Annotated in this window: 21 protein-coding genes; 8 read left to right on the forward strand and 13 right to left on the reverse strand. The window is 67.9% G+C overall.

Annotated features, from left to right (window positions below):
- The 6 genes from lipA to guaD all read left to right on the forward strand — a co-directional run.
- The coding region (gene lipA, locus OGL92_RS04365) for a lipoyl synthase (protein ID WP_263140986.1) at window positions 1-897 on the forward strand (897 nt) is incomplete at its 5' end.
- 112 nt (window positions 898-1,009) lie between these two features.
- Window positions 1,010-1,531, forward strand: coding sequence for an ankyrin repeat domain-containing protein (locus OGL92_RS04370; protein ID WP_263140988.1), 522 nt, complete (start codon window positions 1,010-1,012; stop codon window positions 1,529-1,531).
- Window positions 1,532-1,793: 262 nt separating this feature from the next.
- Entirely contained in the window at window positions 1,794-3,233 is a 1,440-nt protein-coding gene (gene xdhA, locus OGL92_RS04375) for a xanthine dehydrogenase small subunit (RefSeq protein ID WP_263140991.1), read from the forward strand.
- Window positions 3,226-5,616: a xanthine dehydrogenase molybdopterin binding subunit gene (gene xdhB, locus OGL92_RS04380; RefSeq protein ID WP_263140993.1), complete on the forward strand. Its 2,391-nt coding sequence runs from the start codon at window positions 3,226-3,228 to the stop codon at window positions 5,614-5,616. The genes xdhA and xdhB overlap by 8 nt, the downstream gene beginning before the upstream one ends.
- A gap of 108 nt (window positions 5,617-5,724) precedes the next feature.
- Complete coding sequence (xdhC, locus tag OGL92_RS04385; RefSeq protein WP_263140995.1) at window positions 5,725-6,567, forward strand: xanthine dehydrogenase accessory protein XdhC; 843 nt, start codon at window positions 5,725-5,727, stop codon at window positions 6,565-6,567.
- A gap of 98 nt (window positions 6,568-6,665) precedes the next feature.
- Window positions 6,666-7,970, forward strand: a complete 1,305-nt coding sequence (gene guaD, locus OGL92_RS04390; protein ID WP_263140997.1) for a guanine deaminase — start codon at window positions 6,666-6,668, stop codon at window positions 7,968-7,970.
- Window positions 7,971-7,982: 12 nt separating this feature from the next.
- On the opposite strand, the gene OGL92_RS04395 is transcribed toward guaD, so the two are convergent.
- The 12 genes from OGL92_RS04395 to OGL92_RS04450 form a co-directional block, all read right to left on the reverse strand.
- Window positions 7,983-8,711, reverse strand: coding sequence for an SDR family oxidoreductase (locus tag OGL92_RS04395; protein ID WP_263140999.1), 729 nt, complete (start codon window positions 8,709-8,711; stop codon window positions 7,983-7,985).
- Window positions 8,712-8,745: 34 nt separating this feature from the next.
- Window positions 8,746-9,876 (reverse strand): FAD-dependent oxidoreductase, encoded by a 1,131-nt coding sequence (locus tag OGL92_RS04400; RefSeq protein ID WP_263141002.1) that lies wholly within the window; start codon window positions 9,874-9,876, stop codon window positions 8,746-8,748.
- A 19-nt stretch (window positions 9,877-9,895) separates the two neighbouring features.
- The gene (locus OGL92_RS04405; RefSeq protein ID WP_263141005.1) at window positions 9,896-11,023 is read right to left on the reverse strand and encodes an NADH:flavin oxidoreductase/NADH oxidase; all 1,128 of its coding nucleotides are present in this window, start codon (window positions 11,021-11,023) and stop codon (window positions 9,896-9,898) included.
- A gap of 15 nt (window positions 11,024-11,038) precedes the next feature.
- Window positions 11,039-11,974 carry a dihydrodipicolinate synthase family protein gene (locus OGL92_RS04410; RefSeq protein ID WP_263141008.1) on the reverse strand — a complete coding sequence of 312 codons (936 nt, stop codon included), beginning with the start codon at window positions 11,972-11,974 and terminating at the stop codon, window positions 11,039-11,041.
- A gap of 173 nt (window positions 11,975-12,147) precedes the next feature.
- Entirely contained in the window at window positions 12,148-13,836 is a 1,689-nt protein-coding gene (locus tag OGL92_RS04415) for an FAD-dependent oxidoreductase (RefSeq protein ID WP_263141010.1), read from the reverse strand.
- 73 nt (window positions 13,837-13,909) lie between these two features.
- Window positions 13,910-14,647, reverse strand: coding sequence for an amino acid ABC transporter ATP-binding protein (locus tag OGL92_RS04420; protein ID WP_263141013.1), 738 nt, complete (start codon window positions 14,645-14,647; stop codon window positions 13,910-13,912).
- The gene (locus OGL92_RS04425) at window positions 14,559-15,314 is read right to left on the reverse strand and encodes an amino acid ABC transporter permease (RefSeq protein WP_263141016.1); all 756 of its coding nucleotides are present in this window, start codon (window positions 15,312-15,314) and stop codon (window positions 14,559-14,561) included. Before OGL92_RS04425 ends, OGL92_RS04420 begins: the two co-directional genes overlap by 89 nt.
- Window positions 15,314-15,988: an amino acid ABC transporter permease gene (locus OGL92_RS04430; protein ID WP_263141017.1), complete on the reverse strand. Its 675-nt coding sequence runs from the start codon at window positions 15,986-15,988 to the stop codon at window positions 15,314-15,316. The genes OGL92_RS04425 and OGL92_RS04430 overlap by 1 nt, the downstream gene beginning before the upstream one ends.
- Window positions 15,989-16,052: 64 nt before the next feature.
- Complete coding sequence (locus tag OGL92_RS04435) at window positions 16,053-16,859, reverse strand: transporter substrate-binding domain-containing protein (protein WP_263141018.1); 807 nt, start codon at window positions 16,857-16,859, stop codon at window positions 16,053-16,055.
- A 144-nt stretch (window positions 16,860-17,003) separates the two neighbouring features.
- Window positions 17,004-17,771, reverse strand: a complete 768-nt coding sequence (locus tag OGL92_RS04440; RefSeq protein WP_263141020.1) for an SDR family oxidoreductase — start codon at window positions 17,769-17,771, stop codon at window positions 17,004-17,006.
- A gap of 358 nt (window positions 17,772-18,129) precedes the next feature.
- The gene (locus OGL92_RS04445; protein ID WP_263141022.1) at window positions 18,130-18,921 is read right to left on the reverse strand and encodes an IclR family transcriptional regulator C-terminal domain-containing protein; all 792 of its coding nucleotides are present in this window, start codon (window positions 18,919-18,921) and stop codon (window positions 18,130-18,132) included.
- A 63-nt stretch (window positions 18,922-18,984) separates the two neighbouring features.
- A complete protein-coding gene (locus OGL92_RS04450; protein ID WP_276583769.1) occupies window positions 18,985-20,439 on the reverse strand; it encodes an NAD-dependent succinate-semialdehyde dehydrogenase in 1,455 nt (484 codons plus the stop codon).
- 116 nt (window positions 20,440-20,555) lie between these two features.
- Here OGL92_RS04450 and OGL92_RS04455 point away from each other — a divergent pair, with 116 nt between their 5' ends.
- Window positions 20,556-21,959 carry an aminotransferase gene (locus OGL92_RS04455; RefSeq protein ID WP_263141028.1) on the forward strand — a complete coding sequence of 468 codons (1,404 nt, stop codon included), beginning with the start codon at window positions 20,556-20,558 and terminating at the stop codon, window positions 21,957-21,959.
- Window positions 21,960-22,113: 154 nt separating this feature from the next.
- Here the strand turns inward: OGL92_RS04455 and OGL92_RS04460 are convergent, their stop codons facing one another.
- A complete protein-coding gene (locus OGL92_RS04460; protein WP_263141030.1) occupies window positions 22,114-23,037 on the reverse strand; it encodes a LysR family transcriptional regulator in 924 nt (307 codons plus the stop codon).
- Between the two features lie 122 nt (window positions 23,038-23,159).
- On the opposite strand from OGL92_RS04460, the gene OGL92_RS04465 reads away from it, so the two are divergent.
- Entirely contained in the window at window positions 23,160-24,476 is a 1,317-nt protein-coding gene (locus tag OGL92_RS04465; protein ID WP_263141032.1) for an SGNH/GDSL hydrolase family protein, read from the forward strand.
- Window position 24,477: the final 1 nt, after the last annotated feature.

Below are 24,477 nucleotides of genomic sequence, written 5' to 3' on the forward strand. Positions count from 1 at the left end.
GCGCGCATCCCGGTGAAGATCATCCCCACCGAGGAATTGCCGAAGAAACCCGACTGGATCCGCGTGCGCATCCCGGTCTCGCCCGAGGTCGACCGGATCAAGCAACTGCTGCGCAAGCACAAGCTGCACAGCGTCTGCGAGGAGGCCTCCTGCCCGAACCTGGGCGAGTGCTTCTCCGGCGGCACCGCGACCTTCATGATCATGGGCGACATCTGCACCCGCCGCTGCCCGTTCTGCGACGTCGGCCATGGCCGTCCCCGGCCGCTGGACGTCGACGAGCCGAAGAACCTCGCGGTGGCCATCGCCGACCTGCGCCTGAAGTACGTGGTGATCACTTCGGTGGACCGCGACGACCTGCGCGACGGCGGCGCCCAGCACTTCGCCGACTGCCTGCGGGAAATCCGCGCGCTGTCGCCCGGCGTGCAACTGGAAACCCTGGTGCCGGACTACCGCGGACGCATGGACGTGGCGCTGGACATCACCGCCGCCGAGCCACCGGACGTGTTCAACCACAACCTGGAAACCGTGCCGCGGCTGTACAAGGCGGCGCGCCCGGGCTCGGACTTCGAGTGGTCGCTGGACCTGCTGGAGAACTTCAAGAAGCGCGTGCCGCACGTGCCGACCAAGTCCGGGCTGATGCTCGGCCTGGGCGAGACCGACGAAGAAGTCATCGAAGTGATGCAGCGCATGCGCGAGCACGAGATCGACATGCTCACCCTCGGCCAGTACCTGCAACCCTCGCGCAGCCACCTGCCGGTGCACCGTTTCGTGCACCCGGACACCTTCGCCGGTTTCGCCGAGGAAGGCACCCGGATGGGCTTCAAGAACGTCGCCTCCGGCCCGCTGGTGCGTTCCTCCTACCACGCCGACCAACAGGCCCACGGCGCGAAGAGCTGAGCGGGGCGACCGGACCGGCGGCACGCCGCTGGAGACTTTGCGCGCACGCGCGGTCATAGCTGGAGACCGCGGGCCCCAACCGCCCGCCCACGCCATGTCCAGGAGTCCCACCATGTCGAACCCCGCCGCCGGCACCCCGATGACCGAAGAAGAAGCCATCGAATTCGCCAACCAGGTCTTCCAGGTGGCCCGCGAAGGCGACGCCGACATGCTCGGTCGCCTGCTGGAAAAAGGCCTGGCGCCGAACCTGCGCAACCACAAGGGCGACAGCCTGCTGATGCTCGCCAGCTACCATGGCCACCATCGCGCCGTTGAGGTGCTGCTGCAGCACGGCGCCGACCCGGAACTGCGCAACGACAACGGGCAGGTCCCCCTGGCCGGTGCTGCGTTCAAGGGCGACCTGGAGATGGTCCGCCTGCTGCTGGATGGCGGCGCCGACGTGGAGGGTGCCGGGGCCGACGGCAAGACCGTGCTGATGATGGCGGCGATGTTCAACCGGGTGGCGATTATCGACCTGCTGCTGGAGCGCGGCGCGGACCCGGCGGCGCGCGACGGCAGGGGCATCGACGCCCTGGGGGCGGCCCAGGCCATGGGCGCCGAGGACAGCATCGCGCGCCTGACCCGCAACGCCTGACGACCATCGCCTAGCCACCCGCTCCAGCCTCGTCCCATCGCGAGCGAGGCGTCTCCCGCCAGCCCTTGCGTCCACCGCCCGCCGCGCCTGGCACGAAATACGCTTGCCAATCGGACATGTCGCGCGCGATAGGCTCGCGGCACTTCCTGACTTTCAGGTCAAAATTATTTGACCTGAAAGTCAGCCAGCACTAAATTGCCGCCCATACGAGCCTGCGCAAAAAACCGCCGCACACAACAATAAAGTGGCCTGGAGATCGTCCGTGATTCAGTTTTTACTCAACCGGGAACTGCGCACCGAACACGCCCTCGATCCCAACCTGACCGTGCTCAACTACTTGCGCGGCCCTCTCGGCCGGCCCGGTACCAAGGAAGGCTGCGCCTCCGGCGATTGCGGCGCCTGCACCGTGGTGGTCGGCGAGATCGAGGGCGAACGGCTCCGCTACCGCAGCCTGAACGCCTGCCTGACCTTCGTCTCCGCGCTACACGGCAAGCAATTGATCTCCGTCGAAGACCTCAAGCACCGTGGCCGGCTGCACAGCGTGCAACAGGCGATGGTGGACTGCCACGGCTCGCAGTGCGGGTTCTGCACGCCCGGCTTCGTCATGTCGCTGTTCGCCCTGCAGAAGAACAGCGACGGCTTCGACAAGGCCGGCAGCCTGGAAGCCCTGGCGGGCAACCTGTGCCGCTGCACCGGCTACCGGCCGATCCTCGCTGCCGCCGAACAGGCGTGCGCCGCGCATGACCCGGACCATTTCGATGCCGAGCAGGCCGAGACCCTGGCACGCCTGAAAGCCATCGCCCCGCGGTCTGGCGGCGAACTCGGCGATGGCGAGAAGACCTGCCTGCTGCCGCTGACGGTGGACGAGCTGGCCGAGCTCTACCTGGCCAATCCCCAGGCGCGCCTGCTGGCCGGCGGCACCGACCTGGCCCTGGAGGTCACCCAGTTCCACCGCGACTTGCCGGCGATGATCCACCTCGCCCACATCCCGGCGTTGAAGACCGTCGAGAAGGATGCCGACCGCCTGGACATCGGCGCCGCGGCGCCGCTTTCCGATTGCTACGCCGCGCTGGCCGCGGAATACCCGGACTTCGGCGAACTGCTGCACCGTTTCGCGTCGTTGCAGATCCGCAACCAGGGCACCCTGGGCGGCAACATCGGCAACGCCTCGCCGATCGGCGATTCGCCGCCCCTGCTGATCGCCCTCGGCGCTCACCTGGTGTTGCGCCAAGGGGCGTCCACCCGCCGCCTGCCGCTGGAAGACTACTTCCTCGACTACAAGGTCACCGCCCGTCGCGAAGGCGAGTTCATCGAACGGGTGCTGGTGCCACGCCGCCAGCCGGGCCGGGCGTTCCGCGCCTATAAGGTGTCCAAGCGCCTGGACGACGACATCTCCGCGGTCTGCGCCGGCTTCAACCTGGCCCTGGAGGGCGGCGTCATCCGCGAGGCACGGGTGGCCTACGGCGGCATGGCAGCGATCCCCAAGCGCGCCCGCGCCTGCGAGGCTGCGCTGGACGGCGCGCCCCTGGACTCACGCACCCTCGAACGGGCCTGCGCCGCCCTGGCGGAGGACTTCGCGCCGCTCAGCGATTTCCGCGCGAGCAAGGAGTACCGCCTGCTGACGGCGCAGAACCTGCTGCGCAAATGCTTCATCGAGCTGCTGACCCCCGACGTCGAGACACGGGTGACCTCTCATGCATAAGCCCAGCCTCAACCAGGACGAACTGGCCGCGCTGTTCAGCGCCGACATGCACACCGGGGTCGGCCGCAGCGTGAAGCACGAGAGCGCCAGCAAGCACGTCTCCGGCGAGGCGGTGTACGTCGACGACCGCCTGGAATTCCCCAATCAACTGCACGTTTACGCGCGGCTGTCCGACCGCGCCCACGCGCGCATCCTGCGCATCGACACCACGCCCTGCTACGGGATACCCGGGGTGGCCATCGCCATCACCCGCGACGACGTGCCGGGGCAGTTGGACATCGGCCCGGTGATCGCCGGCGACCCGCTGCTGGCGGACGGCAAGGTGGAGTACGTCGGCCAGGTGGTATTGGCGGTGGCGGCGGACAGCCTGGAAAACGCCCGCAAGGGCGCGATGGCCGCCCTCATCGAATACGAGGACCTGGAGCCGGTGCTGGACGTGGAAGAGGCGTTGCGCAAGCGGTACTTCGTGCTCGACAGCCACCAGCACAAGCGCGGCGACTCCGCGGCCGCCCTGGCCGCCGCGCCGCGGCGCCTGCAGGGCCGGTTGCACATCGGCGGCCAGGAACACTTCTACCTGGAGACCCAGGTGTCCTCGGTGATGCCCGGCGAGGACGGCGGCATGCTGGTCTACACCTCGACACAGAACCCCACCGAGGTGCAGAAACTGGTGGCCGAGGTGCTCGGCGTGCCGATGCACAAGATCGTCATCGACATGCGCCGCATGGGCGGCGGGTTCGGCGGCAAGGAAACCCAGGCGGCCGGGCCGGCCTGCCTGTGCGCGGTGATCGCCCACCTCACCGGGCGACCGACCAAGATGCGCCTGCCGCGGGTCGAGGACATGCAGATCACCGGCAAGCGCCACCCCTTCTACGTGGAGTACGACGTCGGCTTCGACGACGACGGCCTGCTTCAGGGGATCGAGATCGAGCTGGCCGGCAACTGCGGCTATTCCCCGGACCTTTCCGGCTCCATCGTCGACCGCGCCATGTTCCACGCGGACAACGCCTACTACCTGGGCGACGTCACCATCAACGGCCACCGCTGCAAGACCAACACCGCCTCCAACACCGCCTATCGCGGCTTCGGCGGCCCCCAGGGCATGGTGGCCATCGAGGAGATCATGGACGCCATCGCCCGCAGCCTGGGCAAGGACCCGTTGGCGGTGCGCAAGCTCAACTACTACGGCAAGGACACGCGCAACGTCACCCACTACTACCAGAAGGTCGAGCACAACCTCCTCGCCGAGCTGACCGCCGAGCTGGAGGCCAGCAGCGACTATGCCCGGCGCCGCGAGGAAATCCGCGCGTTCAATGCACGCAGTCCGGTGTTGAAGAAGGGCCTCGCGCTGACCCCGGTGAAGTTCGGCATCAGCTTCACCGCCAGCTTCCTCAACCAGGCCGGCGCGCTGATCCATATCTACACCGACGGCAGCATCCACCTGAACCACGGCGGCACCGAGATGGGCCAGGGCCTGAACACCAAGGTGGCGCAGGTGGTGGCCGAGGTGTTCCAGGTGGACATTTCGCGCATCCAGATCACCGCCACCAACACCGACAAGGTCCCCAACACCTCGCCCACCGCCGCCTCCTCGGGCGCCGACCTGAACGGCAAGGCCGCGCAGAACGCCGCCGAAACCCTGCGCCAGCGCCTGGTGGACTTCCTCGTCCAGCAGTTCAAGGTGAGTCCGGAGGACGTGGAGTTCCGCAATGGCCAGGTGCGCGTCCGCGAGCACTACCTGTCCTTCGAGGAAACCGTGCAGCTCGCCTATTTCAATCAGGTGTCGCTGTCCAGCACCGGCTTCTACCGCACCCCGAAGATCTTCTACGACCGCGACAAGGCGCGCGGCCGGCCCTTCTACTATTTCGCCTTCGGCGCCGCCTGCGCCGAGGTTCTGGTGGATACCCTCACCGGCGAGTACCGCATGCTGCGCACCGACATTCTCCATGACGTCGGTGCATCGCTGAACCCGGCCATCGACATCGGCCAGGTGGAGGGCGGCTTCATCCAGGGCATGGGCTGGCTGACCATGGAGGAGCTGGTCTGGAACGCCAAGGGCAAGCTGATGACCAGCGGCCCGGCGAGCTACAAGATCCCGGCCATCGCCGACATGCCCCTGGACCTGCGGGTGAAGCTGGTGGAGAACCGCAAGAACCCGGAAGACACGGTGTTCCATTCCAAGGCCGTGGGCGAGCCCCCGTTCATGCTCGGCATCGCCGTGTGGTGCGCGCTCAAGGATGCGGTGGCCAGCCTCGCGGACTACCGCGTACAGCCGCGGATCGACGCGCCGGCGACTCCGGAGCGGGTGCTCTGGGGCGTGCAGCAGATGAACGCCTTGCGCCAGCCCTCGCCGGCCGACGCCCTCGACCACCCTCTGCCGGCCTGATGCGGAGAATCCCATGACGCCCATCCTTGCCCCGCTCATCCCCCGTGCGTCGTCCTTCCCGGAGGCGCATCCGCATGGCCGTGGCGGGCCGCGGCGGAGCGCGCGTCGATGAGCTGGATCAGCGCCCTCGCCGAATTGCAGGCCCGGGGTGAGCCCTGCGTGCTGGTGACCATCATCGAGGAGCAGGGCTCCACCCCGCGCGACGCCGGTTCGAAGATGGTGGTCAGCGCCGACCGTCTGTTCGCCACCATCGGCGGCGGCCACCTCGAATACAAGGCCCTGGAAATCGCCCGCGAGATGCTCGCCCAGCGCAGCCAGGCCACCCGCCTGGAGCGCTTCAGCCTCGGCGCCAGCCTCGGCCAGTGCTGCGGTGGCGCGGCCGTATTGCTGTTCGAGCCGATGGGCCAGCCCCAGGCGCGGATCGCCGTGTTCGGTGCCGGCCACGTCGGCCGCGCGCTGGTGCCGCTGCTCGCCAGCCTACCCTGCCGGGTGCGCTGGATCGACTCGCGGGAAGCGGAATTCCCCGCGCAGATTCCGGCTGGCGTGGAGAAAGTGGTCAATGACGACGTGCTCGAAGAAGTCGCCGGGATGCCGCCGGGCAGCTATTTCATCGTCATGACCCACGATCACCCGCTGGACCTGCGCCTGAGCATGGAGATTCTCGCCCGCGGCGACTTCGCCTATTACGGGCTGATCGGCTCGCGGACCAAGCGCGTCAAGTTCGAGCACCGCCTGCGCGAACGCGGCTTCGCCGCCGACGTCATACAGCGCATGCGCTGTCCGATGGGCTTGCCGGAAGTGAAAGGCAAGTTGCCGGCGGAGATCGCCGTGTCCATCGCCGGCGAAGTGATCGCCACCTACAACGCCACCTTCGACCAGCGGAAGAACGCCTCCCGGGGCGTCCCGGTCACCCACTTGTTGCCCACGGCGCGGCGCGATCGCGCCGGCTGAAACCGAACCCGAACCACCCAACGGCGGGTGTCCCATCCCTCCAGGGCGTCACCGCGCCCGGGTGTGGCGCCCTCCCCTCGCCCCGATACAGGACCTCCATGAGCACTTCCGTGAAAGCCTACCGCGCCGCCATCCTGCACAGCCTCGCCGACCCCGCCGACGTGGGCGTCGAGCGCTCCTATGCGTACTTCGAGGACGGCCTGCTGCTGGTGGAGGATGGCCGCGTGGTCCAGGTCGGCGAAGCCGCGGCCCTGCTCCCCGGCCTCGCCGGCGTGGAGGTCGTCGAATACCGCGACGCGCTGATCACCCCGGGGTTCATCGACACCCACATCCACTACCCGCAGACCGGAATGGTCGCCGCCTATGGCGAACAACTGCTGGACTGGCTGAATACCTACACCTTTCCCACCGAGGCGCGTTTCGCCGACCCGGCCCATGCCCGCGAGGTCGCCTCGCTGTTCCTCGGCGAACTGCTGCGCAACGGCACCACCACCGCCCTGGTGTTCTGCAGCGTGCATCCGCAATCGGTGGACGCCTTCTTCGAAGCCGCCCAGGCCCTGGACCTGCGGATGATCGCCGGCAAGGTGCTGATGGACCGCAACGCCCCCGACGACCTGCTCGACAGCGCCGAAAGCGGCTATGCCCAGAGCAAGGCGCTGATCGAGCGCTGGCACGGCAAGGGCCGCCTGCACTACGCGGTGACCCCGCGCTTCGCGCCCACCAGCACGCCGGAGCAACTGGACCTGGCCGGCCGCCTGTTCCATGAATACCCGGACCTGTACATGCACACCCACCTGTCCGAGAACCTCAAGGAGATCGAATGGGTGAAGGCGCTGTTCCCCGAGCGCAGCGGCTACCTCGACGTCTACGACCACTACCGGCTGATCGGCCCGCGCGCGGTGTTCGCCCATGGCGTGCACCTCTGCGACGAGGAATGCGCGCGCCTGGGCGACAGCGGATCGGCCGTGGCCTTCTGCCCCACCTCGAACCTGTTCCTCGGCAGCGGCCTGTTCGACCTGCCGAAGCTGCAACGCCACGGCGTGCGGGTCGGGCTGGGCACCGACATCGGTGCCGGCACCAGTTTTTCCCAATTGCAGACCCTCAACGAGGCCTACAAGGTCATGCAGTTGCAGGGCAAGAAACTCGATCCCTTCCAGTCGCTCTACCTGGCGACCCTGGGCGGCGCCCGGGCACTTTACCTGGACCAGCGGATCGGCAACTTCGAGCCCGGCAAGGACGCCGACTTCGTGGTGCTCGACTACCGGGCCACGCCGCTGCTCGCCTATCGCCTGGGGCAGGCCAAGGACCTGGCGGAAAAGCTCTTCGCCCTGATGCTCCTCGGCGACGACCGCGCGGTGAAGGAAACCTTCGCCGCCGGCCGCTCGGTGCACCGCCGCGACTGACCCGCGCGGCGCTCAGAAGCGCTCGATCCCGGCATCCACCGGCAAGACGACTCCGGTGATCCCGCTGGCGGCGGACGAACACAGGAAGTGGCTGGCCTCGGCGACTTCCTCGGCCGTCACCAGGCGCCTGAGCGCATTGCATTCGCCCATGGCCTGCAGGGCCTCGGCTTCCCGCGCCGCGTCGCCGGCACTGCGGCTGCTGACCCGCGCCAGCAGCGCCGGGGTGGCGACCGGGCCGGGCGCCAGGGCGTTGACCCGCACACCCTGAGGGCCCAGGTCGCGGGCCGCGGCGCGCATGATCCCGAGGACCGCGTGCTTGGAAGCGCTGTAGGCCATCTGCTGGCCATGGGCGAAGCGGCCGTTGACCGACGCCATCAACAGGGCCACGCCGCGGCTGGCCTTCAGCGCCTCGGCGGCCGCCGCGAGGGTGAAGGCGACGCCGCGGACGTTGATCGCCTGGGTCTTGTCCCAGACCGCCGGGTCCAGCTCGGCGGTGCCGCTCCAGGGCGGCACCCAGCCGGCGTTGGCAACCACCACGTCCAGGCGCCCATGCTCGGCGAGGACCCGCGCCACCGCGTCCTGCAAGTCTTCCGGACGGCTCACGTCGCAGGCGATGACCTCGGCGGTCGCCGGCCCCAGGTCGGCGCCATGCACTCGCGCGCCGGCCGCGCGGAAACGGGCGGCCAGGGCCTGGCCGAGGCCGCCGGCACCGCCGGTGATCAGTACCACTTTGTCTTTCATGGGGGCTCCAGGCCAGCCGGCTCGGCGTCCAGGCTCAGCGGTAGAGAAAAGGCCGGTAGTCGACATCCAGGGGAACCGCCTTGCCCTGCACCAGGCTGGCGATGACCCGGGCGATCAACGGGCCGGCGGTGAACCCCATCCAGGGGAAGAAATTCATGAAGAAGCCCGGCGCGCCCGGCACTTCGCCGAGGATCGGCCGCCAATCGTCGGTGCCATTGACCACCGCCGCCCAGGTACGGATCACCCGCAGCGGCCCCAGGGCAGGAACGGTCTGCAAGGCCAGCGCCATGTTTTGCGCCAGGGAGTCCGGGTCGGTCACCGGATGCCCGCGGCCGTGCCAGCGCGCCGGCCAACCGCCGCCGATCAGCACCGAGCCGATGGCGTTCTGCTTGAGGGTCAGCTTTTCGCCGGCCGAATAGACCAGGTGGGGAATCAGCGGACCGGTCTGCTCGGTGACCGCGACCTGGATGGCGAAGCCCTGCACATCGGTGGCGATCCCCAGCATGGCGGCGATGCGCCCGGCGTCGGCACCGGCGGCGTTCACCACCCGCGGCGCGACCAGCGAGCCCTCGCCGAGCACCACGCGGTAGTTGCCCTGGCCCCGTTCGATGTCCAGCACCGGGCTGTGGCGGCGAAAGCTCACCCCCAGGCGCTTGGCCGCATTGGCGTAGGCCAGGGTCGCGATCAGCGGGCTGGCCTTGCCCTCGATGGGGCAGAAGGCCCCGCCGAGTACGCGGTCCGACAGGTAGGGCGCCAGGTCGCGCACCTCCCGCCGGTCGAGCAGGCGCACGTCCAGGCCGTGCTCGCGCTCCAGCCGCGCCTTGGCCTCGACCTCGCGCAATTGCTGCTCGCTACTGGCCACCAGCAGGCCACCCTTGGTGGAGACCTCCAGGTCCACCCCCAGCTCGGCCGGCAACTGGTGCCACATCTCGATGGAACGCGCCATCAACTGGATGCTCGGGGCGAAACGCCGGGCCCATTCGGGGCCCTTGTTGACGAAGGGGTCGTGGGGGATCTGCGCGTGCAGGCTGCCGGCGTTGGAACCCGAGGCCTGGGTGTTCAGCTCGCCGCGCTCCAGCAGCACGACGTCCACCCCGTCCTTCGCCAGGTAATAGGCGGTGGCGCAACCCGCCAGGCCGCCGCCGATGACGATTACCTCGGCCATGGGCTTCTCCCCCGGAGGCTCACGACGCGGCCGCCTGCTCGCGGGCCTGCTGACGGCCCAGGAAGAACCCGTGGGGCACCGGCAGCAGGCGGTGCGCGTCGGCCAGGCCCAGGCGTCGCGCCGCATGGTAGGCGAAGCTGGGATCATCCAGCAGGCCGCGTCCCAGGGCGACCAGGTCGGCGGCGCCGTCGGCGACGATCCGCTCGGCCTGTTCGGCGTCGACGATCAACCCCACCGCCATGCTCGCCACGCCCGCCTCGGCACGGATCCGCGCGGCATAGGGCACCTGGTGGCCGGGGGTCGCCTGGGTCGCCGAGCGCGCCACCGGGCCGAGGATGCCGCCCGCCGAACAGTCCACCAGGTCGACCCCTTCCCGCGCCAGGGCCTTCGCCAGCCGCACGCTGTCGTCCAGGGTCACGCCGCCTTCGCCGTCGTCCATGCAGGACAGGCGGCACCAGACCGGCATCGCCGCCGGCACCGCGTCGCGTACCGCCCGGACGATCTCCAGGGCCAGCCGCGCGCGGTTGTCGAAGGCCCCGCCGTAGGCGTCGGTACGCCGGTTCGCCAGGGGGGAAAAGAATTCGTGGATCAGGTAGCCGTGGGCGCCATGGATCTCGACGAAATCCAGGCCGGCCGCCACCGCGCGCCGGGCACTGGCGGCGAAGGCGCCGACCACCCGGTCGATGTCCTCGCGGCGGGCGGCGTTCGGCGTGGGCCAGTCCGCCGAGTGGGCCAGGGCCGAAGGAGCGAGCGTCGGCCAGGCCGGGTAAGGGCTGTCGGGCCGCAGCGGGCCGGCACCCGCCCAGGGCACCGCCGAGCTGGCCTTGCGCCCGGCGTGGGCGAGCTGCACCCCCAGGGGGATGCCCTGGTCGTGGTAGAGGTCGGCGAGCCGGCGCAGGCCCTCGATCTGTCCGTCGTGCCACAGCCCCAGGCAGCCGGGGCTGATGCGTCCCTCGGGCTCCACGGCGGTGGCTTCGAGCAGCGCACCGCCGACCCCGCCGAGCGCGAACCGCGCGTGGTGGGCATAGTGCCAGTCGTTGGCCAGGCCTTCGACCGCCTGGTACTGGCACATGGGCGACACCAGGATGCGATTGCGAAAGCGCACGCCCCGGGAATCGAAGGCTGTGAACAGTGCTGGAACGCTCATGCCGCCCCTCCGGTTTCAGCGCGCGGCCTGGGCCGCCACGTAGCGGTTGAGGTCATCGATGATGGCGACGATCCGGTCGCGCCGCTGGATGCCTTCCTCGCCCAGCGCCGAGAAGGGCGTCAGGGGTTGGCGCACGTCGCCCACCGGGTAGCCCTGGGACGCGGCCAGCGCCTTGGAATAGCACTGGTGGCCGTAGGTCGGGTGCCCTTCGGCGATGATGTGATCGAAGCTGGCGATCATCGCCTGGATCGTCCGGGCTTCCTCCAGTCGGCCGTCCACCAGGGCTTCCCAGAGCCGCGTCGAGGCACGGGGGATGTAGTTCGCGTAGGGGTTCACGTAGCCGACGGCACCGAGCAGGAAGCTTTCCACCGGCCGCTCGCCGGCGAAGACGTTCATCACGCCCCGGGTCGCCTCGACGATGTCGTAGACCCGCCCGACGTCCATGCTGGCTTCCTTGATGTAGCGCACGTTGTCCAGCGCCCGGGTCATGCGGGCGACCAGGGCCGCCGACATGTCCACGTTGGTGGTGATCGGGTTGTTGTACAGCATGATCGGCAGCGAGGTGGCTTCGGACACCGCGCTGTAGTAATTGAAGATTTCGTCGTCGGTCGGGGTGTAGTAGTAGGGCGGCGCCACCATCAACCCGTCGGCGCCGAGCGCCTCGGCCTCGCGGGCGAAGCGCACCGCGTTCGCGGTGAAGGCGTCCGAGGCCCCGACCAGCACGTCGAGACGGCCGGCGGCCAGCTTGACCGTGGCTTCCACGTAGCGGGTGCGCTCGTCGTGCGACAGGGTGAGGAACTCGCCGGTGGTGCCGAGGATGATGATGCCCGGCGAACCGGCCTGCACCTGCCAGTCGATGAAGGCGGCCAGGGCCTTTTCGTCTATCTGGCTGCCGTCCTCGGTGAACGGAGTGACCGTGACTCCGTAGCTGCCGCGAAATGCTTTTCTCATGCTCGACTCCAATGGTTGCGGTTTTGTGCGCACTGACGAAATGAGTTCGCTTAGAAAGCCAGGTTTTTTGACGCGATTCGGCATCAATCGCCTTTCATACCGTAATTCTGTTTCGCGAACCCAGGTAACTTTCGCACAAATGTTAGCATGGCGAACAATGGTTCGCGAAATGATTAACGCTGTTTTTCCGCAGTCCCGGCCAGCTCGGTGATGCTCACCGGCTTCACCGGCAGGCGCGGAGCGAACCCCGAGGTGTCGCTGCGGGTCTGCCCGGTGAGGGCGCACAGGCGTTCGTCGAGGGTCGCCGCGCAATAGCGACCCTGGCAACGACCCATGCCGATGCGCGTATGCCGCTTGATGGCGCCGAGGGTACTGAAGCCTTCGTCGAGGGCCTCTTGCAGGGTGGCGAAACTGACTTCTTCGCAGCGGCATACCAGGCAGCCGCCCGCCGACGGCGGCTTGGGCGCGGCGCGGTAGAGGCTCCACAAGGCGCTCTGGAACGCACGCTGGCGCTCCAGCTCGACGAGCGCGGCGTCGTGGACCCGGCGCAACGCCGCGGAAGGTCGGTAGCCACAGGCGCGGGCGGCCTCCACGCCGATCACCCGGCCCTCGGCCAATGCGGCCTTGGCACCGCCGAGGCCGGTGCAGTCGCCGAGCGCGTAGACCCCGGGGATATCGGTCTGGCCCTGGGCGTCGCGACGGGTCACCAACTGGCGGCGCGCGGCGTCGTAGTCGTGCCCGCACCCCAGGGCGCGGAGCAATTCGTTGGCCGGCTCGAAGCCATAGCCCAGGCAGACGCAATCGACCTCGAAGGCATCCGCCAGCGGCTGGCCGTCCGCCCGGCACAGGGCGACGTGCAGCGACTCGCCACGGGCCTCGATCCCCGCCACCAGTGCGCCGTGGATCATTCGTCCCTTGCCGCGCCGCAACGCCAGGCGATAGCCCAAGCCGTCGAGCAGCAACCGCGGCACGAGGCAGGCCATGCGCAGCAAATCGCCGAGCTGCGCCAAGCCCGGCGCCACCGCGGCCTCCACCACCGCGACCACCTCGGCCCCGCCGGCGCTCAATTCGGCCGCCAATTGCAGGTTCAGCGGTCCGTTGCCGGCGATCAGCACGCGCCGGCCGGGAAGCCGACGCGCGGTGCGCCACAGGGTCTGCGCCGCGCCGGTGGTCATCACCCCCGGCAGGGTCCACCCCGGCACCGCCCAGCCGCGCTCGTAGGCGCCGGTGGCGATCACCGTGCAACGGGGCTTCCAGCGCTGGCTGCGACCCTCGATGGCGACCCCGTACTCGCCGGGCTCGAACGCTCCCCAGACCAGCGCATCGCCGATCAACTCGACGCCCGCCGCGCGCACCTCGGCGATCAGCCGCGCCCCTTCGCGGTGCTGGCGGTCGGGCGGCGCGATGTCCGGCCCTTCGACGCTCAGTTGCTTGTAGTACTGGCCGCCGGCCAGGCTGCGCTCGTCCAGCATCACCACCCGCGCACCGGCCTGGCGCGCCGACAGGGCGGCGGACAAGCCGCCGGGCCCGGCGCCGATCACCAGCACGTCGGGGGTTTCCACCTGGGTTTCCTCGACCGGTTCGCTGCGCGACCGCTCCAGCGGCAGGGTCGCGTCGGCGAGGCTGCGGGCGACCCGCATCGGCGTCACCACCTTGGTCATGCAGGCCCGCTGGTTGGGGCGGCCATCGATCTCCACCAGGCATTCCTGGCACACCCCCATGCCGCAAAAGAGCCCGCGGCAGGCGCCGTTGCGGGTTTCGCGGAAATGCCGGACCCCGCCGGCGATCAGGGCGGCGGCCAGGGATTCGCCGCGACGGGCGTACAGGACCTGGCCTTCGAACGTGATCGGGATGCGATCCATGGTGCTTACCCCTGCGGCGAACGGCGCCCGTCCCGCGCCTCGACGAACGGGCGCGAGGGCGGGCGGGAGATGATCAATGGCGGAGAATCTTGCCGACGAATTCGCGGGTCCGCGGCTCGCTGGGCGCCTCGAAGATTTGCTGCGGCGTGCCCACCTCGATCACCTGGCCCTTATCCATCATCACGATGCGCGTGGACACCTCGCGGACGAAGGCCATCTCGTGGGACACCAGCAACATGGTGATGCCCTCCCGGGCCAGGCCGCGGACCGTGTCCAGCACCTCGTTGACCAGTTCCGGGTCCAGCGCCGCGGTGACCTCGTCGAGCAGCAGGATCTGCGGCTTGAGCGCCAGCGCCCGGGCGATCGCCACGCGCTGCTGCTGGCCGCCGGACAGCTCGTCGGGATAGGCATGGTGCTTCTCCCCCAGCCCGACCTTGTGCAACAGCGCCTTGGCCTCGGCTTCCACCTCGGCGCGCGGACGCCGCTTGATCTTGATCGGCGCGATGGTCACGTTGCGCAGCACGTCCATGTTCTGGAACAGGTTGTACTGCTGGAACACGATGGCCATCTTGTCCCGCGCCGTGCGCAGGCTCTTCTTCGACACGTAGTCGAGCGGCGTGTCGTCGATCAGGACCTGGCCGTCGGTGGGCGGCAACAGCCCCATGAGCACCCGCAGCAACGTGCTTTTACCCGACCCCGAAGGGCCGATGAGGCTGATCACCTCACCGCGGTCGACCGACAAGCTCACGTTCTGCAGGACCGGTATGTGCGCGTACGCGCTGGACAGATTTACGACGTTGAGGTGAGGCAAGACGATTCTCCAGGTAGGCGCCCAGACGGCTGAGTGGGTACGAGAGGGTGAAATAGGCAGCGAGCACCACGGCGTACACCAGGAAGGGCGAATAGCCGCGGTTCATCAGCACCTTGCCGGCGAACGTCAACTCGACGACGCCCATCTGCGAGGCCAGGGAGGTGTCCTTGATGAACATCACCATGAAGGCGAAGGCCGGCGGCAGGATGACCTTCCAGGACTGCGGCAGCAGCACCCTGAACAGGGTGCGGGCGAACCCGAAGTTCATCACCTGGGCCGCTTCCAGCTGCTGGCGCGGCACCGACTCCAGCCCGGCGCGGATGATCTCCGAGAGGAACGCGGTCGCCACCAGGCACACCGAGAGGGTGGCGATGGTGGACAGCGAGACGGTGGAGCCGAAGCCCTGCGAGGCGTACATCACGATGAACAGGATGACCAGGAAGGGAATGCGCCGGAACACTTCCACGTAGAAGGTCGCCAGCAGGCGCAGCGGGGCCAGCCACTGGCCGGTGGTGCTGCGCAGCACACTGATCGCGAACCCGGCCAGGGCCCCGACGGAGCAGCCGATCAGCGTCATCAGCAAGGTCCGGCCCATGGCTTCGAGGATGAAGACCAGGGTGTACCCGGTGAAGAAGCGCGGAGCCTGGGAAATGATCAGATCGAACATCAGAACACCTTGATTTTGGCGCGGAACAGGTGACGGCCGACCAGCCCCAGCACGACGGAGGCGACGAAGGTCAGGGCCACGTAGATCGCCGCCACCACCGAGAAGGTCTCGATGGTGCGCAGGTTGGCGGTGGAAATGTTGATGGCGCGGCCGGTCAGTTCCTCGACCCCGAAAATCGCCCCGATCGAGCTCCCCAGCACCAGCCAGACGAAGAAGTTGCACAAGGGCGCGTAGATGGTCTTGGCGATGTGCGGCAGGATCACGTAGCGCACCGTCTGCAAGCCGGACATGCCCAGGGTGGTGGCGGTCTCGATCTCCGCCTGGCGCACCGACTCGACCCCGGAGCGCAGGATGTCGATCAGGTAGGCGCCGGAATTCAGGGTCAGGCCGATCAGCACGGCAGTCATCGGCTCCAGCACGATGCCCACGTCCGGCAAGGCATAGAACAGGAAGAAGATCTGCACCAGGGCCGGCGTGTTGGTGAACAGCGTGATGTAGACGCTCACCACGCCGCGCAGCACCCGCCCGCCATGCAGCTTGGCCATGGCGCCCGCCAGGCCGATGGCCGCGCCGAGCCAGAAGGACACGAAGGCGATTTCGAGGGTCAGCAACGCGCCCTTCAACAGGTAAGGGAGGTTGGTGATGACGTTGGAGAACTGAAAGGTGTAGTCCACGAGGCTATCCGTCCTTTTCGTCGATTCGCGCGCGGCCGCCCGCCCGCGCGAATCGCCACGGGAGTTAGAAGTACGGGATCGCGTCCACCGGCTTGAGCATGGGTGCGCCATAGGCTTTCTGCCAGGCGCTGTTCACGAAGCCGCTGCTGTGCATCTCGAACAGCACCACGTTCAGGTAGTCGCGCAAGCCGCTGCTGTTCTTGGCCACGCCGATGCAGTCGTAGCCCACCGAGATCGGGTCCTTGAGCACCTTCCACTTCACGTCGGGGTAGTTCTTGGTGAAGCCCATGAAGAAGTCGATGTTCTCGACGATGGCGTCGCCCCGGCCCTGGGCCACCGCGCGAACCGTGTCGGCGATGGTTTCCACCAGCAAGACATTGGCTTTCGGCAGCTCTTTCTTCAGGTAGTCCACCGACCAGTTGCCGCGCATGTTCACCAGCTTGACGTCGGGGCTGTCCAGCTCCTTCCAGTTGCTCGCGGTGAGTTTCTCGGTGGTCAGCACCGCCATGCTCTCGGTGTGCAGGGGCACGGTGAAGTCGATCAGCTTGGCGCGCTCGGAATTGCGCGTCAGGGCGCCCAGGGAGATGTCGATGCGGTCGGACTGCAGGAAAGGCACGCGCTGGGCGCTTTCGGTCGGCACGAATTCTGCCTTGACATTCAGGTTGCGGGCGATCTCGTTCGCCGCGTCGATATCGAAGCCGGTCAGCTCGTTCTGGTCGTTGTACGAGCTCATCGGCGGGAAGTTCGGGTTGATCCCGACGCGGAGGGTTCCGCTCTTGATGATTTCGTCGAGGCTGCGCGCCTGCACGGCGCCGGAGACCGCCATGACAGCGACGGTCAGCGAGAGAACGACTGCGTTCAATTTGAGCATGGGAGACCCCCTGGTTCGATTGATGGGCGCGCCAGCCACCGGCTGGAAACTCAATGTCTGGCTTTAACGCTTCTATGTCAATAATTTTATGCGCCATGCGCACATTTGTTTTTATTGCGCACTTAAATAAGGCGAGCCGCACGCTCAGCGCACATAACTGGCCCCATTCACGTCCAGCGTCGCGCCGCTCAGGTGCCGGCAGCGCCCGCTGGCGAGAAAGGTCACCAGCTCGGCGATATCGCCCGGCGGTACCCATTCGCCCATCGCCAGTTGCGCGGTCACGGCCTCCTCACCGCCCTGGGTCTGGGCGAAGACTTCGGACATCTGGGTCCGTACCACGCCGGGCGCCACGATGTAAGCGAGGATGCCCTGCTTAGCGTAGGCCCGCGCCACGGTCTGGGTCATGGAGCGCACCGCGGCCTTGGAAGCGGCGTAGGCCAGGGTGTCGGGGTTGGTCACGCCACGCTGCGCGGCCCAACTGGAAATGCTGATCAGCACACCGCCGCCACTGGCCTGGAAGTGCGCGACCGCGCGGCGGATCAGCCGCGCCGGGGCCAGCACGTTGACGTTCAGGGTCTCCTCCCACACCTCGTCCCAGGCGCCGTCGTCGGCCGCCATGCCTCCGTGCCAGCGCATGATCGCGGCATTGTTGATGAAGCCGTCGATACGGCCTTGCCAGGCCTGGGCACGCGCCCAGAGCGACTCCACCGCGCGAGGGTCGTGCAGGTCGGCTTGCAGCAGCAATTTCCGCTCCGGGGGGACCTCCGCCAGCGCGGCCTCGGCGCCCGCGCGATCGCCGCCGTAATGAGCAATGACCCGGGCGCCCGCCGCGCCGAGGGCGGTCGCGATGGCGGCGCCGATGCCTTTCGACGCACCGGTGACGAGCAGGGTCTTTCCGTTCAGGTCATGCATGCAGCAACTCCTTGAAAGGGCCTGCGCACGGCATCGGTGCGCGGCGCGGGGTGAGCTGGCCGGTCAAGGCCGACGAGGGAACGCGACGCGCGGCCTCGATCGAGGCGGACGTCGGGCAGGCGCCCAAGGGGCGAGAGGTGGACGGGGACGCCAGGGGCGGACCGATCGGATGCGGCATTCATCGTTATCGATTGTTGTTCTAGATGATGCGTGTAACGCTAGCGCACGTATGTGCGCAATGCAAACCAATGTTCACGAAAGTACTGCACCAAGAAGGCGCATGAAGGACACGAACAAAAACGCCCCGGGATTCGGGGCGCGTGTGCTGCCGGCCGCGCATGCGGCCAGAGGAATGGGCCTAGCCTTGCAGGGCCTGAGTGATGTTTTTCGAGGCTTCCAGCAATTCCGTGAGAATGCGCGTGCTCATGTCCTGCTGGGTCACACGCTCGGTCGGACAGGGTACGTTGAGCGCGGCGACCACCCGACCGTCACGGTCGCGGATGGGCACGGAAATGGAACGCAGGCTGATCTCCAGCTCTTGGTCGACGATCGACCAGCCGCGCAGCCGCGTCTCGTTGATCAGCTCGCGCAGCTTGACCTTGGACGTCACCGTGTATTGGGTGAACTTGGTCAGCGTGGTCTTTTCCAGGTAGTCCTGCAGCTCGGCCTCCGGCAGCGCCGCCAGCAGCACGCGCCCGGTGGAGACGGTGTGGGCCGGCGAGCGGCTGCCGATGGAAATGCTGATGTTGACCACCCGGGTCGAATTGGCCCGGGCGACGTAGATCACCGAGTCGCCGTCGAGCACCGCGGCGAAGCAGGACTCCTGCAGACGCGCGGCCAGGGCGTTCATGATCGGCTGGGCCACGTCCCAGATGTTCATCGAAGACAAGGCGGAGAAGCCGATCTCGAGGATCTTCGGCTTGAGGCTGAAGTACTTCCCGTCGGTCTCGGCATAGCCCTCGCGGACCAGGGTCAGCAGGAAGCGCCGCGCCGTGGCGCGGCTCATGTTGCTGGCTTCGGCCACCTCGCTGAGGGTGCGGCGCGGCGTGTGCCGGGTGAAGGTCTTGATGACCTCGAGGCCGCGGGCGAAAGAACCAACATAATCGCGATCACGATTCTCGTCGTCGATTGATGATTCCGTTTCGAGCATTGCAGCATTCCTTTTTTATAAGGTCTGTGCGGTAGGCGCACAGACCAATCAGCTGGAAATATATCAGCCCACCTCGGCCACGCAAACATATTTGAGCTCGGTGAACTCTTCGATGGCGTGGTGCGAGCCCTCGCGGCCGATCCCCGAGGATTTCACCCCGCCGAACGGCGCGCCTTCGTAGGAAGTGGCCCCGGTATTCACCCCGACGATGCCGAACTCCAGCGCCTCGCTGACGCGCCAGACGCGCCCATTGTCGCGCGTGAAGAAATAGGCCGCGAGCCCGAACTCGGTGGCGTTGGCCGCCTCGATCGCCTGCGCCTCGGTCTCGAAGCGGAACACCGGGGCCACCGGGCCGAAGGTTTCCTCGCGGGCGATGCGCATCTCGGCGGTCACCTCGGCGAGTACCGTGGGCTCGTAGAAAGTCCGTCCCAGGGCGTGGCGCTTGCCGCCGGTCACCAGCTGCGCGCCCCGCGCCAGGGCATCGTCGATATGCGCCTGGACTTTCTCCACCGCGGCCTCGTCGATCAACGGCCCTTGCTGGGTGCCCGGCAGCAGGCCATCGCCCACCCGCAGGGCGGCGACCGCCTCGGCGAGGCGCTCGACGAAACGATCGTGGATGCCGGCCTGGACGTACAGGCGGTTGGCGCAGACGCAGGTCTGGCCCATGTTGCGGAACTTGGAGGCCATGGCACCGGCCACCGCCACCTCCAGGTCCGCGTCGTCGAACACGATTAGCGGGGCGTTGCCGCCCAGTTCCAGGGCGACCTTCTTGATGGTGCCCGCCGCCCTGGCCATCAGGGTGCGACCGACCTCGGTGGAACCGGTGAAGGTGACCTTGCGCACCAGCGGGTGGCTGGTCAGTTCGTCGCCCACCTCGCCGGCGGAGCCGGTCACCACGTTGAAGACGCCAGCCGGCAAGCCGGCGCGCCGGCCCAGCTCCGCCAGCGCCAGGGCCGAAAAGGGCGTCGCGCTGGCCGGCTTGAGCACCATGCTGCAGCCCGCCGCGATGGCCGGGCCGGCCTTGCGCGGGATCATCGCCATGGGGAAATTCCACGGCGTGATCGCCGCGCAGACGCCGATCGGCTGGCGCAGCACCATCATCCGCTGCCCGCGCTGCGGCGCCGGCAGGATTTCCCCATACAGGCGCTTGGCTTCCTCCGCCGACCACTCGAAGAACGCCGCGCCATAGAGGATCTCGCCCTTGGCTTCCGCCAGCGGCTTGCCTTGCTCGACGGTGAGGATCAGCGCCAGATCGTCGGCGTGCTCGACGATCAATTCGTACCAGCGCTTGACGATCCGCGCCCGCTCGGCGGCCGGCCGCACCGACCAGGCGCGGAAGGCCCGCTCCGCCGCCTCGATCGCCGCGACGGTTTCCGCCCGCCCCGCCTTGGGCACCCGGCCCACCGCGTCGCCGGTGCTCGGGTTGCTCACCTCGATCCAGCCGCAGCCTTCCGGAACCCGCCAGGCGCCCTCGACGAAGATGGCCTGCTGGAGCAGCGAAGGATCTTTCAAGTTCAGCATGATTTGTTTCCTCGATACGGGTTCAAGATGCTACATTCATGTTCGCATAACGCCCATAACACCGCAATGCGCACAAAATCACCTTCTAATTTTGATTCAGACAGGAGATTCCAATGAACCTGAGCACTCCATCGGCCGCGCTTCACGACAAGGATCGGCAGTATCTGATGCATCCGTTCACCGCCCTGGCCGAGCATGAACGCAAGGGCCCGCTGGTCATGGTCAAGGGCGAAGGGGTCTGGCTGGAGGACAGCGAGGGCCGTCGCTACATCGATTCGATGGCCGGGCTGTGGTGCGTCAACATCGGCTATGGGCGCAAGGAGATCGCCACCACCCTGCACGACCAGGCGATGCGCCTGCCCTACTATCATTCGTTCTCGTCGATGGGCACCGACACCTCGATCCTCCTCGCGGAGAAGCTGATCGAGCTGTCGCCGGTGCCCATGTCGAAAGTGTTCTTCGGCAACTCCGGTTCCGACGCCAACGACACTCAAGTGAAACTGGTCTGGTACTACAACAACGCCCGCGGCCTGCCGCAGAAGAAGAAGATCATCGCGCGCCAGCGCGGCTACCACGGTGTGACAATCGTCTCCGCCGGCCTGACCGGCCTGCAGAGCATGCACAACGGCTTCGACCTGCCGTTGCCCTTCGTCCGCCACACCACCGCGCCGCACCGCCTGTGGCAGGCCGAACCCGGGCAGAGCGACGCCGCCTTCGTCGCGCGCCTGGCGGCCGACCTGGAAAACCTGATCCTCGAAGAAGGCCCGGAAACCGTCGCGGCGATGATCATGGAACCGGTGATGGGCGCCGGCGGCGTGATCGTGCCGCCCCCTGGCTATTACGCGGCGATCCAGGCCGTGCTGGACAAATACGACGTGCTGCTGATCGCCGACGAAGTGATCTGCGGTTTCGGCCGCCTGGGCACCACGTTCGGCAGCGAGAAGATGGGCATGCGCCCGGACCTGATGACCGTGGCCAAGGGCATCACCTCGGCCTACGTGCCGCTGTCCGCCTGCATCCTCTCGGAGAAAATCTGGCAGGGCCTGCTGCTGGGCGGCGAACGCTATGGCGCCTTCGCCCACGGCTACACCTACAGCGGCCACCCGCTGGCGGCCGCGGCGGCGCTGACCAACCTGCAGATCATCGAGGACGAAGGCCTGGTGGCCCAGGCCGCGGCGCGCGGCGAACTGATGCACCGGCTGCTTCGCGAAAGCTTCGCCGACCACCCGGCCGTCGGCGACATCCGGGGCGTGGGCCTGATGGGCGCAGTGGAATTCGTCGCCCGGCGCGACCCGGCGACCCCGTTCGATCCCGCCCTGAAAGTAGCCGGGCGGATCGCCCGCGCCGCCCTCGAAGAAGGCCTGATCACCCGCGCCCTGCCCCAGGGCGATTCGATTTCCTTCTCGCCGCCATTCGTCATCAGCGAAGAGGAAACCGCCGAGATGGTGGCCCGCGCCCGCCGCGCGGTGGACAAGGTGTTCGCCGGGCTGCACGCCGAAGGCCACTGGAAAGGCTGAACGAGACTCGACGCCGCACTCGGGCGCGCAGGCCCCGTCACCCGACGGGGCTTTTTTGTGTTCACGATGACTCCAACACCACAATTCGCCGGGCTAGGCCGAGGCTCGATGGCGCGGCCCAGCGCCATGCCGGCAACGCGAAGCGCCCCCCACGTTAGGCACGCACCGCCCCCTGCCCGACGTCCACCCGTTCGGCCAGGAAATCCAGAAAGGCACGCACGCGCAGCGGCAAGTAGCCGCCTTGGCCGACATAGATCGCGTGGACTTCCTCGACATCGCCCGGATTGCAGTCTTCGAGTACGGGCAGCAGGCGGCCGGCGGCGATGTCGTCACGCACCTGGAAAGCCGCCAGACGCGCCAGCCCGAGTCCGGCCAGGGCCAGCCGGTGCAATGCCTCGCCATCGCTGGCCTGGGCGTTGCCGGTCACTGGCAGCACAAGATCGTCGCCCGCATGGCGCAGCGGCCAGCCGGATTGCGCCCGCGCGTAGTTCGCACCCAGGCGGTTGTGCGCCAGCAGCGCCTCCGGAGTGGCAGGCGTGCCATGCCTCGCCAGGTAGCCCGGCGCGCCGACGATCACCATACGCGTGGCGCCGAGCGTGCGCGCTATCAGGGTCGAGCTTTTCAGCGGGCCGGCGCGCACGGCCACGTCGGTGCGCTGCTCCAGGATGTCGATGACCTCGTCGGTCAACACGATGTCCAGCGTCACGTCGGGATGGCGCTGCAGGAATTCGGGCACCAGCGGCAGCAGGAAATGGTGGCCGAACGGCACGTTGGCATTCACCCGCAGGCGACCGCGCGGGGCAGTGTGCTCGCTGGCGCAGCGTTCGGCTTCTTCCAGGTCGGCCAGGATGCGCACGCCGCGCTCGTAGAACGCGCAGCCTTCGGCGGTGAGCTGGAGCTGGCGGGTGGAGCGGTTTACCAGGCGCGTGCCCAAGCGCTGTTCCAGCCGCGCAACCAGCTTGCTGACGGCCGAGGGCGTCATGCCACAGGCGCGGGCGGCGGCGGAAAAGCCGCCCAGCTCGATGACCCGCACGAACACTTCCAGCTCGCCGGATCGGTTGACTTCAAGACGGGCCAAGGGCGTGTCCTCGATGAAGTGAACTCACAAATGATGTTCCTCCGGACAGCCTACTCCAAGCTGATCCCCGAACTCATAATTTGGCCATCCGCAGTTTTTCAATTCACCAAAAGGGCAATCCCATGACATTACGTTCCAGGGCCTCGGCCATGCTGGCCTTGGCGGTCGCGGCGGGCGCAGCCCTACCCGCCGCGACCGCGCGGGCGGACAAGCTGAGCTGGGTGGCAAGCTGGCAGGCCAGCCCGCAACCCACCTGGGGAACGGACTTTCTGTTTCCCTCCAATGTCCCGCCGCTCTTGCATGACCAGAGCGTGCGCCAGGTGGCGCGCATCAGCCTGGGCGGGTCACGCCTGCGCGTCGTGCTGTCCAACGCCTACGGTCGCGAGCCGGTCGTCGTGGGCAAGACCACCCTCGCGCGGCCAGACGCGAAGGGGGCGATTGCCGCTGGCAGCCTGCGGTCGGTGACCTTCGGCGGGCAGGAGGGGGCAACGATCCTTCCAGGCGCATCGCTGGTCAGCGACCCCGTGGCCTTGCAGGTGCCGGCGCTTGCCCAGGTGGCGGTCAGCATCCACCTGCCGAATGCAACGCCCGTGAGCACCTTCCACTGGGACGGCCGCCAGACGACCTTAATCGCGCCCGGCGACCAAACCTCGAGCGCGACATGGACGAAAGCCGATGCCGCCACGCAGCGCACCACGGCCCGTCCGCTGCTGGCGGGCATCCAGGTCGAAACCGAACAGGTCGCGCGGGCAGTCGTGGTGATGGGCGACTCCATAACCGACGGCGCGACCGCGAGCCTCGACAAGGACAGCCGCTGGCCGGACTTCCTCGCCACCCGGCTGGCCCGGCATGGCGTGGCGGTCGTCAATGCGGGTATCTCCGGCGCGCGGCTGCTGTCCGACGGCATGGGCGTCAACGCACTGGCGCGACTGGAGCGCGACGTACTGGCCCAGCCTGGCGTGCAAAGCCTGATCGTGATGCTGGGCATCAACGACATTTCCTGGCCGGGTACCGCCTTCGCGCCGGATGCGCCGCGCCCGACGCTGGATGCGCTGGCGGCCGGCTACCGGCAAGTGGTGGCACAGGCCCATGCGCGCGGCGTGCGCGTGATCGGCGCCACGCTGACGCCTTTCGAGGGCGCATTGCCCGGCACGCCGCTGGGCAACTACTACCACCCCGACAAGGACGCCCTGCGCCAGCGGGTGAACGACTGGATTCGCCAGAGCGGCGTATTCGATGCGGTGATCGACTTCGATGCGACCCTGCGCGATTCCGTCCATCCGACCCGGATTGCCGCGCGCTACGACTCCGGCGACCACCTGCACCCTGGCGATGAAGGCAACCGTGCGATGGCCGAAGCGGTCGATCTCGAAGCGCTGCTGCCGGGGCTGGATGCCATGCCGGGCACTGTTTCCTCCAAGACGTCGCAGGAGCGTTGAA

Origin of the sequence: Pseudomonas sp. RIT-PI-AD, from assembly GCF_025642785.1 — a bacterium.
Classification (GTDB): Bacteria; Pseudomonadota; Gammaproteobacteria; order Pseudomonadales; family Pseudomonadaceae; genus Pseudomonas_T.